18 protein-coding genes are annotated in these 15,518 nt (G+C 40.8%); 15 read left to right on the top strand and 3 right to left on the bottom strand.

The genetic code is table 11. The annotated features are described in order from the left end of the window. Positions 1–406 precede the first annotated feature (406 nt). Positions 407–1,183 carry a Cof-type HAD-IIB family hydrolase gene (locus tag ACYQY7_RS05800; protein WP_461201158.1) on the top strand — a complete coding sequence of 259 codons (777 nt, stop codon included), beginning with the start codon at positions 407–409 and terminating at the stop codon, positions 1,181–1,183. 75 nt (positions 1,184–1,258) lie between these two features. On the opposite strand, the gene def is transcribed toward ACYQY7_RS05800, so the two are convergent. Next, complete coding sequence (gene def / locus ACYQY7_RS05795) at positions 1,259–1,813, bottom strand: peptide deformylase (RefSeq protein ID WP_461201157.1); 555 nt, start codon at positions 1,811–1,813, stop codon at positions 1,259–1,261. Positions 1,814–2,195: 382 nt separating this feature from the next. Here def and pdhA point away from each other — a divergent pair, with 382 nt between their 5' ends. The 5 genes from pdhA (at position 2,196) to ACYQY7_RS05770 (ending at position 7,356) form a co-directional block, all read left to right on the top strand. After that, complete coding sequence (gene pdhA, locus ACYQY7_RS05790) at positions 2,196–3,302, top strand: pyruvate dehydrogenase (acetyl-transferring) E1 component subunit alpha (protein WP_461201156.1); 1,107 nt, start codon at positions 2,196–2,198, stop codon at positions 3,300–3,302. 3 nt (positions 3,303–3,305) lie between these two features. Further along, positions 3,306–4,283, top strand: a complete 978-nt coding sequence (locus tag ACYQY7_RS05785; protein ID WP_043968180.1) for an alpha-ketoacid dehydrogenase subunit beta — start codon at positions 3,306–3,308, stop codon at positions 4,281–4,283. A gap of 48 nt (positions 4,284–4,331) precedes the next feature. Then, positions 4,332–5,624, top strand: a complete 1,293-nt coding sequence (locus ACYQY7_RS05780) for a dihydrolipoamide acetyltransferase family protein (RefSeq protein ID WP_461201155.1) — start codon at positions 4,332–4,334, stop codon at positions 5,622–5,624. Between the two features lie 4 nt (positions 5,625–5,628). Then, positions 5,629–7,041, top strand: coding sequence for a dihydrolipoyl dehydrogenase (gene lpdA / locus ACYQY7_RS05775; protein WP_461201154.1), 1,413 nt, complete (start codon positions 5,629–5,631; stop codon positions 7,039–7,041). Positions 7,042–7,119: 78 nt separating this feature from the next. Continuing rightward, positions 7,120–7,356, top strand: coding sequence for a hypothetical protein (locus tag ACYQY7_RS05770; RefSeq protein WP_461201153.1), 237 nt, complete (start codon positions 7,120–7,122; stop codon positions 7,354–7,356). Here ACYQY7_RS05770 and ACYQY7_RS05765 read toward each other — a convergent pair. Next, positions 7,344–7,724 carry a DUF1885 family protein gene (locus tag ACYQY7_RS05765; protein ID WP_461201152.1) on the bottom strand — a complete coding sequence of 127 codons (381 nt, stop codon included), beginning with the start codon at positions 7,722–7,724 and terminating at the stop codon, positions 7,344–7,346. The two genes, ACYQY7_RS05770 and ACYQY7_RS05765, sit on opposite strands and share 13 nt — an antisense overlap. A 127-nt stretch (positions 7,725–7,851) precedes the next feature. Between ACYQY7_RS05765 and ACYQY7_RS05760 the strand changes: the two genes are divergently transcribed. Further along, the gene (locus tag ACYQY7_RS05760; RefSeq protein WP_461201151.1) at positions 7,852–8,151 is read left to right on the top strand and encodes a DUF3055 domain-containing protein; all 300 of its coding nucleotides are present in this window, start codon (positions 7,852–7,854) and stop codon (positions 8,149–8,151) included. 132 nt (positions 8,152–8,283) lie between these two features. Continuing rightward, entirely contained in the window at positions 8,284–8,397 is a 114-nt protein-coding gene (locus ACYQY7_RS05755) for a GapA-binding peptide SR1P (RefSeq protein WP_019417972.1), read from the top strand. Positions 8,398–8,513: 116 nt separating this feature from the next. Here ACYQY7_RS05755 and ACYQY7_RS05750 read toward each other — a convergent pair whose 3' ends face one another. Continuing rightward, entirely contained in the window at positions 8,514–9,980 is a 1,467-nt protein-coding gene (locus ACYQY7_RS05750; RefSeq protein WP_461201150.1) for an aminotransferase class I/II-fold pyridoxal phosphate-dependent enzyme, read from the bottom strand. A 344-nt stretch (positions 9,981–10,324) separates the two neighbouring features. On the opposite strand from ACYQY7_RS05750, the gene ACYQY7_RS05745 reads away from it, so the two are divergent. From ACYQY7_RS05745 to ACYQY7_RS05715, 7 genes are all read left to right on the top strand, one after another. Further along, the gene (locus ACYQY7_RS05745; protein ID WP_461201149.1) at positions 10,325–10,705 is read left to right on the top strand and encodes a hypothetical protein; all 381 of its coding nucleotides are present in this window, start codon (positions 10,325–10,327) and stop codon (positions 10,703–10,705) included. Between the two features lie 86 nt (positions 10,706–10,791). Next, positions 10,792–11,574, top strand: a complete 783-nt coding sequence (locus ACYQY7_RS05740; protein ID WP_461201148.1) for an ABC transporter permease — start codon at positions 10,792–10,794, stop codon at positions 11,572–11,574. Beyond that, positions 11,575–13,095 carry a hypothetical protein gene (locus ACYQY7_RS05735; RefSeq protein WP_461201147.1) on the top strand — a complete coding sequence of 507 codons (1,521 nt, stop codon included), beginning with the start codon at positions 11,575–11,577 and terminating at the stop codon, positions 13,093–13,095. A gap of 18 nt (positions 13,096–13,113) precedes the next feature. Continuing rightward, complete coding sequence (locus ACYQY7_RS05730; RefSeq protein WP_461201146.1) at positions 13,114–13,764, top strand: ABC transporter ATP-binding protein; 651 nt, start codon at positions 13,114–13,116, stop codon at positions 13,762–13,764. A 192-nt stretch (positions 13,765–13,956) separates the two neighbouring features. Then, entirely contained in the window at positions 13,957–14,916 is a 960-nt protein-coding gene (locus ACYQY7_RS05725; protein WP_461201145.1) for an NAD(P)H-dependent flavin oxidoreductase, read from the top strand. Positions 14,917–14,947: 31 nt separating this feature from the next. Beyond that, positions 14,948–15,217, top strand: a complete 270-nt coding sequence (locus ACYQY7_RS05720) for a UPF0223 family protein (RefSeq protein WP_461201144.1) — start codon at positions 14,948–14,950, stop codon at positions 15,215–15,217. Positions 15,218–15,302: 85 nt separating this feature from the next. After that, positions 15,303–15,491: a hypothetical protein gene (locus ACYQY7_RS05715; RefSeq protein WP_461201143.1), complete on the top strand. Its 189-nt coding sequence runs from the start codon at positions 15,303–15,305 to the stop codon at positions 15,489–15,491. Positions 15,492–15,518: the final 27 nt, after the last annotated feature.

The following is a 15,518-nucleotide window of genomic DNA, read 5'->3' as shown; positions in this document are numbered from 1 at the left end:
ACGGAAAATCTTATTTACTTATTTTTCCTTATAAGTATAGAAAGGGCGTGTTCTGAAATAATCAAGTACAACTTTCGGTGAAGATCCATTTGTATTATAAATTTACTTCATTTTGGTAAGATAGTACATACGAATTTTTCCCCAGTGGCTTGTTTACTATGCAGGGAAAATTCGTATTTTTTGTCCCCTTATGAATACTTGTATAGCTGCAAACGAGGAGTTTAACTCCCCGTCTTTTCGGCAGTCGAAAAATCATGTTTGCTTGTGTGAAAGCTACAAAGTGCATCTCTGAATGTTGGATGTCCAAGTTTAATTTGTGGTGAAGGGAGTGCTCACCAATTTATTGACAATATTGTTCAATTCCGTTACGGTAGGTTTGTGAACTTTTACACGAGGAGCGAGAAACATGGAGAGAAAAATCGTCTTTTTTGATATTGACGGGACGTTACTAGACCATGATAAACAGTTGCCACGTTCGACATATGAAGCGGTGCAAGCGTTAAAAAAACAAGGAGTATATGTGGCGATTGCAACCGGGAGAGCACCGTTTATGTTTGAATGGATTCGTGAAAAACTTGACATTCAATCGTTTGTTAGCTTTAACGGACAATATGTCGTTTTTGAAGAGGAAGTCATTTACAATCAACCGCTTGATCGCGAACAACTTCGTGCATTAAAACAAATGGCGCACAATCATGACCACCCGCTTATTTTTATGGACGCTGACACGATGCGTGCGAGTGTTGCGGATCATCCGTACATTCACGAAAGCATGGGAAGTTTAAAATTTACTCATCCACCACATGATGAAACGTATGACGAACGAAACGACATTTATCAAGCGCTTTTGTTTTGTAAGCCTGAAGAAGAGCAGCCGTATATTACATCGTTTCCGACGTTTCACTTCGTTCGTTGGCATGCGCTTTCAACGGATGTATTGCCATATGGCGGATCAAAAGCAGAAGGTATAAAAAAAATGATCGAACAGCTCGGTATTGCTCGTGAAAACGTTTATGCGTTTGGCGATGGATTAAACGACGTCGAAATGTTGCGATTCGTCGGTACAGGCGTAGCGATGGGAAATGGGCATGAAGAAGCAAAAAAAGTGGCAGATTTTATTACAAAACCTGTCGAGGAAGATGGCATTTTATTCGGTTTACGTCACCTTGGCTTGTTAAAATAAAAGGGCTCCGTCATGGCAGCCCTTTTTTTAGCCCTTTTTTATAAGGCGAAATGGGGGCGCTTTGCACTTTTCTTATTATCGTTCAATCGGAATCGCGCCAGCGGGCACGTCGTACGGGTTTTGTTTATTAATGTGGTCATAAAACATGATGCCATTTAAATGATCAATCTCATGTTGAAATACGATGGCAGGCAATCCTTTTAAACGCAGTTTCACCGTTTCGCCTTCAAGCGTCGTTCCTGTAACGGTAATGCGCATATAGCGTGGCACGTAGCCAGGAATCGCTTCATCTACAGACAAACAACCTTCTCCGCTCGTTAAATAGCACATCTCGACTGAATGACTGACAATTTTCGGATTAAATAACGCATAGCTATGTAACGTTCCTTTTTCGTCCGTCACATGCACCGCAATCATGCGCTTCGAGACGTTAATTTGCGGTGCGGCTAAGCCGATGCCCGGACGAAGCCCGTATTTTTCCGCTACATCGGGATTTTGGCTCATTTTCACATACTCCAATAAACTCGCTAAAATGCGGCGATCTTCTTCAGAAGGGGGAAGCGGCACTTCTTCAGCTACTTTTCGCAACGTCGGATGACCGTCTTTAATAATATCTTTCATCGTAATCACGTTGTTTCACTCCCTACTCGCATTGTAAACCATTTTTATTATGAAGGATGGAATAAAAAAGTGCAATTGCGTGAGAAACATACATATCCACGTTGTAAAACAGAAATAATACAGATCGACAGAAAATAGTATAACAGATTCATAACACAGTTAAAATTTTCTAAATTTCATTTTTATATAGAACGTTGCAAGCAAACTAATTGACGAGCGTTGTCGAACGGTGTAAACTGAAAGATGTAAAAAGACAGTTGTATTAATCACAATGGTTTTTTTCATTAATACAGCTTTTCATACACAAAACGTAGTAAAAACAAATCGTTTTTGGGCAAATTAAAAGGAGCATCATTTTACGTGTTGAAAAAGAAAGGATGAGGTGAACAACATGGGTAAAAAGCCCCTATTTGATGTGAAAAAGCAACTTGAAAAAGTCGCTGAGCAGTTCCCGACATTTCAAATTTTAAATGAAAAAGGCGAAGTCGTAAACGAAGCGGCGATGCCGAATTTAACAGATGAGCAATTGAAAGAGCTCATGCGCCGCATGGTGTACACGCGCGTGCTTGACCAACGTTGCATTTCGTTAAACCGTCAAGGACGTCTCGGCTTCTATGCCCCAACAGCAGGACAAGAAGCGAGCCAATTAGCAAGCCATTTTGCGTTAGAAAAAGAAGATTTCATTTTACCGGGCTATCGTGACGTTCCACAAATGATTTGGCACGGTTTACCGCTTTACCAAGCATTTTTATTTTCACGCGGTCATTTCCACGGCAACCAAATTCCTGAAGGTGTCAATGTGTTGCCGCCACAAATTATTATCGGTGCCCAAATTATTCAAACAGCCGGCGTTGCGCTCGGTATGAAAAAACGCGGCAAAAAAGCGGTCGCAGTTACATATACAGGTGACGGCGGTGCATCGCAAGGGGACTTCTACGAAGGAATGAACTTTGCCGGTGCATTTCAAGCACCAGCGATCTTTATCGTTCAAAACAACCGTTTTGCGATTTCAACACCAGTCGAAAAGCAATCGGCAGCAAAAACAATCGCACAAAAAGCAGTTGCAGCTGGTATTCCAGGCATTCAAGTAGACGGAATGGACCCGCTTGCAGTATATGTGGCGGTGCGTGACGCTCGTGAGCGCGCGATTAACGGCGAAGGTCCAACGCTCATTGAAACGCTTTGCTTCCGTTACGGTCCACATACGATGGCAGGAGACGACCCAACGCGCTATCGTTCAAAAGAGCTTGAAAACGAATGGGAGAAAAAAGATCCGCTCGTTCGCTTCCGCAAGTTTTTAGAAAACAAAGGATTATGGAGCGAAGAAGAAGAAAATCGCGTCATTGAACAAGCGAAAGAAGATATTAAAGAAGCGATTAAGAAAGCGGACGAAACACCAAAACAAAAAGTAACAGACTTAATGTCGATCATGTACGAAGACATGCCAGCGTTCTTAAAAGAACAATACGAAATCTACAAAGAAAAGGAGTCGAAATAAGCCATGGCGCAAATGACAATGATTCAAGCAATCACGGATGCGTTGCGCGTAGAAATGCGCAAAGACCCGAACGTTCTTGTGTTTGGTGAAGACGTCGGTGTAAACGGCGGGGTATTCCGCGCGACAGAAGGATTGCAAGCAGAGTTTGGCGAAGACCGCGTATTCGACACACCGCTTGCAGAATCAGGAATTGGCGGTTTAGCGATCGGTTTAGCATTACAAGGATTCCGTCCTGTGCCTGAAATTCAGTTTTTCGGATTCGTATATGAAGTGATGGACTCCATTTCCGGTCAAATGGCGCGCATGCGCTATCGTACTGGCGGGCGTTTCCATGCGCCAATTACCGTTCGTTCGCCATTCGGTGGTGGCGTACATACGCCAGAATTGCACGCAGATAGCTTAGAAGGGCTTGTCGCTCAACAGCCGGGATTAAAAGTTGTCATCCCATCAACGCCATATGATGCGAAAGGATTATTAATTTCAGCCATTCGCGACAACGACCCTGTCATTTTCTTAGAGCATATGAAATTGTATCGCTCATTCCGCCAAGAAGTGCCAGAAGGCGAATATACAATTCCGATCGGCAAGGCGGACATTAAACGCGAAGGAACAGACGTATCGGTCATCACATACGGTGCGATGGTACATGAATCGTTAAAAGCAGCAGCGGAGCTTGAAAAAGAAGGCATCTCTGTTGAAGTAGTAGACTTGCGTACGGTTCAACCGTTAGATATTGAAACAATTATCGCATCGGTTGAAAAAACAGGCCGCGCAGTCGTTGTACAAGAAGCGCAAAAACAAGCAGGTATTGCCGCAAACGTCGTTGCAGAAATTAATGAACGTGCGATTCTTAGCCTAGAAGCGCCAGTGTTACGCGTCGCGGCGCCAGATACAGTATATCCATTCTCACAAGCAGAGCCAGTATGGTTGCCGAACTTTAAAGATGTGATCGAAACAGTGAAAAAAGTCATGACGTTTTAATGGAGGGGAATGTCCCCTCCGCATTTAAGAAATAGGAGGTTGAGATACATGACATTTGAATTTAAATTACCGGACATCGGGGAAGGAATTCACGAAGGTGAAATTGTCAAATGGTTCGTCAAACCGGGCGATGAAGTAAACGAAGACGACGTACTTTGCGAAGTACAAAACGATAAAGCAGTTGTCGAAATCCCATCTCCAGTAAAAGGGAAAGTATTAGACATTTTAGTGAGCGAAGGAACCGTCGCAACAGTTGGTCAAACGTTAATTAAATTTGATGCGCCAGGATACGAAAACTTAAAGTTCAAAGGCGATCATGGCGATGAGCCAAAAGTAGAAGAAAAGGTAGAAGAAAAGAAAGAAGAAGTGAAACAAGAGCAAGCCGCGCCAGCACAGCCGAAAAAACGCGTCATCGCGATGCCATCTGTGCGCAAATATGCGCGTGAAAAAGGTGTCGACATTCGCCTTGTTCAAGGGACAGGCAAAAACGGTCGCGTGTTAAAACAAGATATCGATGCATATTTAGCAGGCGGCACAGCGCCACAAACAGAAGCGCCAAAACAAGCGGTCGAAGTCGTTGCGCCAGCACAACAACAAAAAGCAGCACCAACAGCTCAACCAGTTGTCGTTGAAGGTGAGTTCCCAGAAACACGCGAGAAAATGAGCGGCATTCGCCGTGCGATCGCCAAAGCGATGGTGAACTCCAAGCATACAGCGCCGCACGTCACATTAATGGACGAAGTCGATGTGACAAAACTTGTTGCACATCGTAAGAAATTCAAAGATGTGGCAGCGCAAAAAGGCATTAAGTTAACGTTCTTACCATATGTCGTTAAAGCGTTAACGTCTGCGCTTCGCGAATATCCGGCGCTCAACACATCAATTGACGATGCAACAGAAGAAATTGTTCATAAACATTACTACAACATTGGAATTGCAGCGGACACAGATAAAGGCTTGCTCGTTCCTGTTGTTAAACATGCAGACCGCAAATCCATTTTTGCGATTGCAAAAGAAATTAACGAACTCGCAACAAAAGCGCGTGAAGGCAAATTAGCGCCAAACGAAATGAAAGGTGCAACATGCACAATTACAAACATCGGTTCCGCAGGCGGTCAATGGTTTACACCGGTCATTAACCATCCAGAAGTAGCGATTTTAGGCATTGGCCGCATTTCAGAAAAGCCGATCGTGCGCGATGGTGAAATTGTCATCGCCCCAGTATTAGCGTTGTCGTTAAGCTTCGACCACCGTATGATCGACGGTGCAACAGCGCAAAACGCGTTAAATCATATTAAACGTTTATTAAATGATCCTGAATTATTATTAATGGAGGCGTAATGCGATGGTAGTAGGCGATTTCGCAATTGAAACAGAAACTCTCGTCGTCGGTGCAGGTCCTGGCGGTTACGTTGCAGCCATTCGTGCAGCGCAACTCGGTCAAAAAGTAACGATCGTTGAAAAAGGAAACCTTGGCGGTGTGTGCTTAAACGTCGGATGTATTCCATCGAAAGCGCTCATCTCTGCCGGTCATCGTTACGAAATTGCGACACATTCGCAAGATATGGGTATTTTTGCAGAAAACGTAAAAGTTGACTTTTCCAAAGTGCAACAATGGAAAGCAGGCGTCGTCAAAAAATTAACGAGCGGCGTGGAAGGCTTATTAAAAGGAAATAAAGTAGAAATCGTGCGCGGAGAAGCGTATTTCGTTGATGAAAATACCGTTCGCGTCATGACAGAAAATAGCGCGCAAACGTACAAATTTAAAAACGCGATTATCGCAACAGGTTCTCGTCCAATTGAGTTGCCAACGTTTAAATTTTCAAAGCGCGTCCTTGACTCAACAGGCGCATTAAACTTGCCTGACATTCCAAAATCGATGGTCGTCATCGGCGGCGGTTACATCGGTACAGAGTTAGGGACAGCATACGCAAACTTCGGAACGAAAATTACGATTTTAGAAGGTGCGGATGAAATTTTATCTGGCTTCGAAAAACAAATGAGCGCCGTCGTTCGTCGCCGCTTAAAGAAAAAAGGTGTCGACGTCTTTACAAACGCGCTTGCGAAAGGTGTCGAAGAGCGTGAAGACGGCGTAACCGTCACATTTGAAGTAAACGGCGAAACGAAAACAATTGATGCTGAATACGTGCTTGTTACAGTCGGTCGCCGTCCGAATACAGAAGAAATGGGACTTGAACAAATCGGCATTAAAATGACAGAACGCGGCTTAATTGAAATCGACAAACAATGCCGCACAAGCGTGCCGAACATTTACGCGATCGGTGACGTCGTTGCGGGTCCACCGCTTGCGCATAAAGCGTCATACGAAGGAAAAATTGCCGCAGAAGCGATCGCTGGTCATCCATCTGAAATTGACTACTTAGCCATTCCAGCTGTCGTCTTCTCTGACCCTGAATGCGCATCTGTCGGTTACTTTGAAAAACAAGCGATTGAAGAAGGTATTGACGTCATTACAGCGAAGTTTCCGTTTGGTGCAAACGGCCGTGCCCTTGCATTAAACGAAGCAGACGGCTTCTTAAAACTCGTCTTAACGAAAGACGATGGCGTCATTATCGGTGCGCAAATCGTCGGTCCGAACGCATCAGATATGATTGCGGAACTTGGCTTAGCGATCGAAGCAGGCATGACAGCCGAAGATATCGCGATGACGATTCACGCGCATCCAACGCTTGGTGAAATTACAATGGAAGCTGCCGAAGTGGCGCTCGGTAGCCCAATTCATATTATTAACAAATAAAAAGAGGATGGCTTAGCCGTCCTCTTTCTCATTATTTCTCCCTTGCGATCATATGATGTTTGTAAGGGGTGTGTGAGCATGTATGTCGTCTTTTTACTTCAATTACTTATTTGGAGCTTATTTTCACTTGTTGAATGGAGATCTGCCCACGATCATTTTATTTTTAAAGCGTTGCTGTTTATGATGTTTATGTACGTTGCCTTTTTGCTTGCGCTTCGGTTCCGCTTAACGAGAAAGCGCGCATGTTGGACAACCTTATTGACGATTGCTATTTATTTTCTTTGTCGTCAGCTTTTTTGGGCTTATCGCTTATAGTAATACATGATACGTCCGTTGAATAAATGTAGTTTTCCTGCCATTCGTTTAGCGAAAAATTTGCATAGTTCATTCGCTTTTCCTTTATCGCCGTGCGTCGCTTGTTTCGGTAACACAAACTGCACAGCACGGTCATGAATACGACATTCAATCATATGATAGCGGTCGCTTTTTCCAACTAATACAATGCGATCTTCTTTTGCAACGATGTCATACGGGAAAGCAGATTCCGCATAGTCCCAAGCGAGCTGTTCGCCCGTTTTTTGCGCGATGTCTCGAAATTGTTCAAGCAATTGTTTACATTGTTCTAACGTAACCGTCTCCCATGTGGATGCAGGGACAAGTTCAATAGTAGCCGTATAAGCCATTTTGTTCACCTCATATATGTTGAAATCACTTTTATTGTATCACGTACATACGTAAAAAAACAAATAATTGCGAAAATATAAACGGTAAGGTATAATTAGATTTAATCTATCAAAAGGAGGGAATGATATGCACGTATTCGAAAAATTGTATGATGAGCATGAAAAAGTAAAAGTGAGGTTTGTTGGCTTTACGACAAAAGACGTCCGTTACGATTTTGGCATCGTTTACACGAATATGTTTTTTGGTAAACCACTTGTCATCTGTATGCAAACAGGCCGCTCCGCTCTCCTCGATCCGAAAGACATCGAAGACCACGACTATTTACAACGAACGTTCCGCATTGACACGAAAGAACAAGCTGAAGATTTAGCGGAATTTTTCTCAGACATTTTACCTTCTACACCTCATGTTGAACAATATGAGTAAGAGGCGTGAAATACGTCTCTTTTTTTGTTTAAATATGTCATACTAATTCCTATTGACAAAATAAATGTGACATATTATTATGTAATCAGTAAAACGTTTTCAAACATTCCAAAGGAAAAGGGGTTATTGGGGATGGGTACAATTGTATGCCAAACATGCAATGCGACAATCGATCATTTTGAAGATGAAAAAGTAACGGTATTGTACGGTCAATGCAGCGGATGCGATTGTGAAGACGAAGAATAACATATAGCGCGGAATGAATTTTGGGGGATGAGGAGACAATATAGAGAGAAGGGATCGGCACAGTCGGTCTCTTTTTGTTGCTGAAAAAAGCGGAACTCGATGCGAGCTCCGCTTTTTTATTTCTGATGCTCTTTAATGACGCGCAACGTTCGCAACGTATCGTCTTCTGGACCTTGGACAGGTAAACCGACTTCTATATTTTTGCGAATGTAGTTTAAATTTTCTTCCGTAATAATTTCCCCCGGAATGAAAATTGGAATCCCAGGTGGATATACCATGACAAACTCAGCGATAATGCGCCCTGCCGATTCGTCAAACGGCACGACTTCCGTTTCCGAATAAAACGCATCGCGCGGCGTAAGCGCAAGGACAGGAATGTCTGGTAAAAGCACTTTCGGTTTTTTTCCGACTTCCGCTTGATGGCGAAATTCGTTTGATAGATGACGAAGCGCCTCGACTAATACGCTCGTCTCCCGTTCTGTATCGCCCGATGTAATAATACATAAAATGTTATATAAGTCAGACAACTCAACTTCAATGTTGTAACGTTCGCGAAGCCATTTTTCTACTTCATAACCCGTTAGTCCGAGCTCTTTAACTGAAATGATCAGCTTCGTTGGGTCGTAGTCAAACGTCGCTTTTGTGCCGATAATTTCTTTTCCGACGCAATATAAATAGTCGATGTCGTTAATTTGCTTGCGCGTTTCATTCGCAAGGCGAATCGCTTGTTCTGCAAGCTCATGTCCTTCTGTCGCAAGCCGTTTGCGCGCGACATCGAGCGAAGCAAGCAACAAATAAGACGTCGATGTTGTCGTTAACATACTTAAAATCGCCTGCACTCGTTTTGGCGACACAAGCCCTTCTTTCACGTTTAAAATTGAACTTTGCGTCATCGAACCGCCAAGTTTATGCACGCTCGTTGCTGCCATATCCGCACCTGCCTGCATTGCTGATAGCGGCAAATCTTCATGAAAGTGAATGTGTACGCCATGCGCCTCATCGACAAGAACAGGAATGCCGTATGCGTGCGCAATGTCAACGATGCGTTTTAAATCGCCTGCAATGCCAAAGTACGTCGGGTTAATGACGAGCACCCCTTTGGCGTCTGGATGTTGCTTTAACGCCGCTTCTACTGCTTCTGGTGTAATGCCGTGTGAAATACCAAGCTCTTTATCAATTTCAGGATGAACGAAAATCGGTGTCGCTCCCGAAAAGACAATCGCCGCCATGACCGATTTATGCACGTTTCGTGGGACGATAATTTTATCGCCAGGGCCTGCGACAGACATAACCATCGTCATAATAGCGCCACTCGTTCCTTGCACGGAGAAAAACGTATAGTCCGCCCCGAACGCTTCCGCTGCTAACTGTTGGGCGCGTTTAATCATTCCTTTTGGCTGATGTAAATCATCAAGCGGACCGATATTAATTAAATCCATCGCTAACGCATTTTCTCCAATAAAGGAGCGAAACTGCTCGTCCATTCCTGCTCCTTTTTTATGACCAGGAATATGAAATTGAATCGGATTTTTCTTTATATGCTCTAACAGTCCGGTAAATAACGGTGTTTCATACTGTGACAATTTCGCTGCACACCTCTTTAACTTGGATTTACATAAAACAAAGTGAATTATAGCACTTCTTTATACGTTTGGAAAGATGATTTTTTGGCGTTTCATAAAACTTCATGTAATAATTATTGCACATATGTGTTGATTGTATGACTGTAAATGATCAAATTTTCTGTATATATACATCGTAATATTCGTACTCTTCATATACATCTAAAACGATAAACAGTTGTATAGGTGTTTGTAATTTGAATTTTTGGTTGAATAAACTAAAATATTCTATTAAATTCTTTCTAAAAAAAAAAGTAATAATATAATAAGAATGTACCAAAAATTCAAATAGGAGGTATTTTGACTTGAAACGAAAGTTGGTTTTATTTGGTCTATCTGTAAGTTTGCTAGCTTTTGGTGGGGCAGTACAAGCAGGTGCTAGTTGGTCAGAATATAATACAACTGTTCCAAAATTTAATGGAAGTGGCTATACAGGTTATCAAACAAAAGCTTCGTCCGGAACGTATGGTGAATTAAATTCAGCTGTGGTTGGCGGCTCATATACTGTTGATGCGAGAATGGAGGCTAGTTCTGGGACAGGATCATGGGTAAGAAGTATTACAGATAATGATTATCGTAATTTACCGAACTCTGTTCCTAAAGGGCTAAATGCACGAGTTGAATTCAGTAATGATATTACAACACCAGTTGATGTTCAAGTGTCTGGAAAGTGGAGAAGCAATTAAAAAAAGTGATGATCGTGATCGTTGGGGAATTACCTAGACAATCACGATTGGTTTTTTCGCGATGATTCACGAAATGAGGTGGGGAAATGTTACATAACCAATTAGTAGTAGAACTAAAAAGGGCATTTACAAAAAGAAATGTATTTCTGTGGTTAAGCGTGATTGTTTTATTGCCAACGATCAGATTTCATATGATAAGAAATGGCTATCAATTTTATGAACCGGTTGAAGTATTTCAGGAAACCGTATCAGGAATCATTCCGCTGCTTTTTCCTGTTATTGCTATTATTATTTACTTGCCTTCTTTTTTGCAAGAACAAAGAAACAAGTTTATCACATATACTCGTACTAGGGTTCCATTGCGTATTTATATCATGAGTAAAGCGTTAATGAATGCTTTGTTAACCGGCATGGTTACATTTTTGCTTATTTTTATTCCATTTATTTTTATCATGTATGTTGAGAAAAGTTTAGGAATGATTCATTACAGCTCTCTAAATGAAAACGTACATATACCGACTGTGACTTTTTCTCAATTTTTAACGTACGGAGAGTTAGCGTACGGATTCATTTATTCTTTGTGGGTTGCTATAAACGGTGTAGTTTACTCGACAATCGCTTTCATGCTATTACTGAATGTAAGCAACCCATTTATTGCTTTATCGCTTCCTTTTCTTTTTTACCATATTTTAAACTTTGTAACAGGTTTACTTCATGTACCGATGTTTTCACCACTTAGTACGATTTTTCCGTTTAATATTGAACAGCAGCCTTTATGGACCGTGCTCGTCCCATTTTCACTTTTATTTATTGTTTTAATCATCATTTTTATATTTTCTATGAAAAATAAGGAAGAATGGATGATATAAGTGAGGAAGCGATGGAAATATACGATAAAAGAAAGTATAGAACATATGTTTGGTGTAAAGTGGATCGTTGTAGGTGTTGTTTTTTACTTTCACAGCATGATGCTAAAACAAGAAATTGTTCAAGTTGCTTATGAAAAAAAATTACATATTAACAATTGGGATATCACTTTACGTTTACTAAACGATGCATATCTCATTATTTATTTTATTATTCCGATTGTGCTATTTTTTTTAGTAAAATCTATTTTTGTGGACTTTGATTATCAAATTTTAATTCGCTTAAGGTCATTTAAGAAATGGGTATATTATTCGCTGAGAAACTTCTGGATGAACATTTTTCCGTTGCTATTTTTATGGTTTTTTATGTCGTTATTTATGACAATTGGATTTCCGTACTCATGGAACTGGAGTGAACTGAGCGAAGCAGCACATTTTACTAACACTCTTCACGAACTCGTATATTTTTTTAAAAAACCGATATTCGCATTTATCGCTCAGTTTATTTTAGTGCTTTTAACATTTTCATTGTTACATATTGTTTTTGCGATTATATATGTATTAACTAAAAGTAAGCACGTTGTAATTTTTATTAGTATATTATTTTTTCTTTTCAACATTATAGGATTTAAGTTGTTTCCAAATGAGATTGCCTTTTTATCTCCTGTTACGTTTTTTTCAATTACGAGTGGAGTGAATACTTTTCATTCTCCTATACCAGTTTATAGCGTAGTTATTATTTTTCTTGTCTTCTGTGTATGGCTTTTGCAATTTTTAGATGTAAATAAAGGACGATATATTTCATCAATAAAATCGAACACGCCGATTGTTATTTATTTTTCTCTTTGCGTCATGGGAGTGAGTGCAACAGCTCAATCATCAGTCAAATCTTCGCATGCGACAATTTCAGATGTTCTCATCATGTCTTTTGCCGGAGTTAGTGCTGAACGTTTTGCTTATATTCCTTTTTTCTTTTACTTAGTTGTGTTTTTTGGATTTACTTATTTAATCCAGCTGCTTTTTTTAAGTAACGAGATTGAACAATTAGGATACTATAAAATCATTCGTTTTAGAAGTTTAAATAAATGGTTTTGGAGTTGGATGAAGAAGTTAATGGTAATTATCGTTGTATTTTTATTTGGACTAGTCATTCTTTCATTTACGATAGCTGTTTGTTTTGGTGCAAATACCGACTTTTACGTGACGTTACTTCCGAACTCTTTATTTGAGATCGGTTACCACTTTTTCATCAACGGTTTTTTACAAATGATTTTTTACGTAAGTCTAATTTTTATTGTTTCTTGGATAAGCAGAGAGTCAATATACGGTGTCGCTTTGATGAGCATACTTATGGTCGTTATGTTGCCTGGAATCAATGCAAAGGCACTCATTCCTGTAGGATTGAATAGTATCGTTTATTTAGCGGACTATTTCCCTTATTACTTAACCTTTATTTTAGTTATAGCGAATATGATTTCATATGTTATCATTCGATATTTGTTAAAACAAAGCTTGAACATATAAAAATAGGTGGGATGAAAAATGTCTATTATTTCTTTAAAAAATGTAAGTAAATCTTACAAAGGATTGACACTTTTCGAAAACATTGACTTGAATGTGGAAAAAGGAAGAATATACGGTATTGTAGGACCGAATGGCTCTGGTAAATCTGTTTTATTTAAAATGATATGTGGATTTGTATTCCCGGATGAAGGTACTATTATTGTTAATGGAGTAGAAATTGGTAAAAGTAAAAGGTTTCCAGATGATATCGGTATTATTATAGACCGCCCCGGTTACATAGCCAATAAGACAGGTTTTCAAAATTTAAAAGAATTAGCAATGATTAGAGGGAAGATTGGTGATGGAAAAATTTTCGAAACGATGGAATCGGTGGGATTGCAACCGAAGGCTAAACAAAAAGTGAAACATTACTCCTTAGGTATGAAACAAAAACTGGCTATTGCTCAAGCAATTATGGAAGATCAACAAATACTTATATTAGATGAGCCATTTAATGCATTAGACGCACAAAGTGTAGATACCATTCGTCGTTTATTATTATCTTTTAAAAATGAAGGACGTACAATTTTATTGACAAGTCATAACCAAGAAGATATTGATATTTTGTGCGACGATGTTTTTCGTATTAATCGGTATAAATTAGAGCCTGTCGCTTTAACGAAGCGCTAGTCTCTCATAAATGCGATCAGAAAGTAGAAAAGGGTGTCCCATCATTGGTCACCCTTTTCTCGTAAAAAATACATACATAAGATATATTGTTATGAATTTTGATTGAAAATTCATAACAATATATTTGCCTAACAGGAAAATAGATAGATTGGCACGAAGCATATTATAATTGCATGTAAGGGGGAATGATGTGTGAACTGGAACACGAGAGTAACCGAGCTGTTAGGCATCCGTTATCCGATCATTCAAGGTGGATTGGCGTATTTGGCGTATGCTGATTTAGCGGCGGCGGTATCGAATGCTGGGGGGCTAGGGCAAATTACGGCAATGTCGCTTGAGACGCCAGATGAGTTGCGAGAAGAAATTAAAAAAGTGCGTGAAAAAACGGATAAACCGTTTGGGGTCAATTTTGCGATCGGACAACATGGACGTCCGTTTGCACATATGCTTGAAGTAGCAATTGAAGAAAACGTGCCGGTCATTTCGATGACGGGCGGAAATCCTGCCCCTATTTTTGAACAGTTAAAAGGCGTGCCGGTGAAAAAGCTTGTGCTCGTTGCGGCGGTACGCCAAGCCGTGAAAGCAGAAGAGCTTGGAGCAGATGCGGTCATGGTCGTCGGGCAAGAAGGGGGCGGGCATCTCGGAAAGGATGATATCGGGACGTTCGTATTAGTGCCGCGCGTCGTCGATTCCGTATCGATTCCTGTCATCGCTTCAGGAGGGATCGGAGATGGGCGCGGGTTGATGGCTGCGCTTGCGCTTGGAGCAGAAGGTATCGAAATGGGTACGCGCTTTATTGCGACAAAAGAATGCATTCATGCGCACCCCGTATATAAGCAAATGCTCGTTGAACGTTCGGAAAGCGATACGGTCGTCATTAAACGGTCGCTCGGTGCGCCTGCCCGCGCCTTGTTAAACGAATGGACGGAAAAAATTTTACAGTTTGAACAAGAAGGAAAAGGATACGAACAGTTAAAAGAGTACATTAGCGGAAAGGCGAACAAACGATTCATTTACGACGGTCGTACGGAAGATGGATTTGCATGGGCGGGACAAGTGATCGGACTTATTCGTGACGTGCCGACAGTGAGTGAACTTTTTGAGCGCATGATCAACGAGGCGGAACAAATTCGCGCACGTTGGGCAAACTAAAACAGACAGCGAAAAAGAAAGGTGAACAATCATGAAATATGCATACCCGATTGATTACAGTTGGTCAACAGAAGAAATCATCGACGTCATTAAATTTTATGAAGGGATTGAGCAAGCGTACGAACAAGGCATTAAACGAGAGCAGCTTATGAACTTATATCGCCGCTTTAAACAAATCGTCCCAAGCAAAGCGGAAGAGCGAAAACTATGCGATGAATTTGAAAAAGTAAGCAGCTATTCGCCGTACGAAACGATAAAAAAAGGAAAAGAGTTGTCCGCCGGAGATATTGTGAAAATGTAAAGTTGCATATCCCCTTTCCGTTACATAGTATGTAAAAAAGGAATTTTCAGAAAAAAGAATGTTTCAAACGGAAGGGGTGCACAATATGAAAAAAACAGCTGATGCATTTAAGAAAATGGACGGAGAACGACGAATAAAAGTATTAAAGCTTGAAGTCGATTACGAACTAGCCACCCTTTATGAAGCGATGTTAGAAAATAACGAAGCGAAAAAAAACGAATGCAAACGAAAATTAGAAAGACTACGCCAAGAACTTATTCGTCTGTCGACATGAAAGGCGGCAAGCGCCGCCTTTTCTACA

Source organism: Anoxybacillus sp. TBDG-1 (genome assembly GCF_054815885.1).
The sequence above is the reverse complement of the archived record's forward strand: the minus strand, read 5'-3'. Positions and strand labels throughout refer to the sequence as shown.

What these genes read in the sequence shown, in the direction of transcription:
- ACYQY7_RS05730 (WP_461201146.1), top strand. Translation starts at nt 13,114, where the DNA reads ATGTCTATTATTTCTTTAAAAAATGTAAGTAAATCTTACAAAGGATTG.
- ACYQY7_RS05755 (WP_019417972.1), top strand. Translation starts at nt 8,284, where the DNA reads ATGGGTACAATTGTATGCCAAACATGCAATGCGACAATCGATCATTTT.
- ACYQY7_RS05740 (WP_461201148.1), top strand. Translation starts at nt 10,792, where the DNA reads ATGTTACATAACCAATTAGTAGTAGAACTAAAAAGGGCATTTACAAAA.
- ACYQY7_RS05800 (WP_461201158.1), top strand. Translation starts at nt 407, where the DNA reads ATGGAGAGAAAAATCGTCTTTTTTGATATTGACGGGACGTTACTAGAC.
- ACYQY7_RS05720 (WP_461201144.1), top strand. Translation starts at nt 14,948, where the DNA reads ATGAAATATGCATACCCGATTGATTACAGTTGGTCAACAGAAGAAATC.
- ACYQY7_RS05760 (WP_461201151.1), top strand. Translation starts at nt 7,852, where the DNA reads ATGCACGTATTCGAAAAATTGTATGATGAGCATGAAAAAGTAAAAGTG.
- lpdA (WP_461201154.1), top strand. Translation starts at nt 5,629, where the DNA reads ATGGTAGTAGGCGATTTCGCAATTGAAACAGAAACTCTCGTCGTCGGT.
- pdhA (WP_461201156.1), top strand. Translation starts at nt 2,196, where the DNA reads ATGGGTAAAAAGCCCCTATTTGATGTGAAAAAGCAACTTGAAAAAGTC.
- ACYQY7_RS05715 (WP_461201143.1), top strand. Translation starts at nt 15,303, where the DNA reads ATGAAAAAAACAGCTGATGCATTTAAGAAAATGGACGGAGAACGACGA.
- ACYQY7_RS05785 (WP_043968180.1), top strand. Translation starts at nt 3,306, where the DNA reads ATGGCGCAAATGACAATGATTCAAGCAATCACGGATGCGTTGCGCGTA.
- ACYQY7_RS05780 (WP_461201155.1), top strand. Translation starts at nt 4,332, where the DNA reads ATGACATTTGAATTTAAATTACCGGACATCGGGGAAGGAATTCACGAA.
- ACYQY7_RS05770 (WP_461201153.1), top strand. Translation starts at nt 7,120, where the DNA reads ATGTATGTCGTCTTTTTACTTCAATTACTTATTTGGAGCTTATTTTCA.
- ACYQY7_RS05765 (WP_461201152.1), bottom strand. Translation starts at nt 7,724, where the DNA reads ATGGCTTATACGGCTACTATTGAACTTGTCCCTGCATCCACATGGGAG.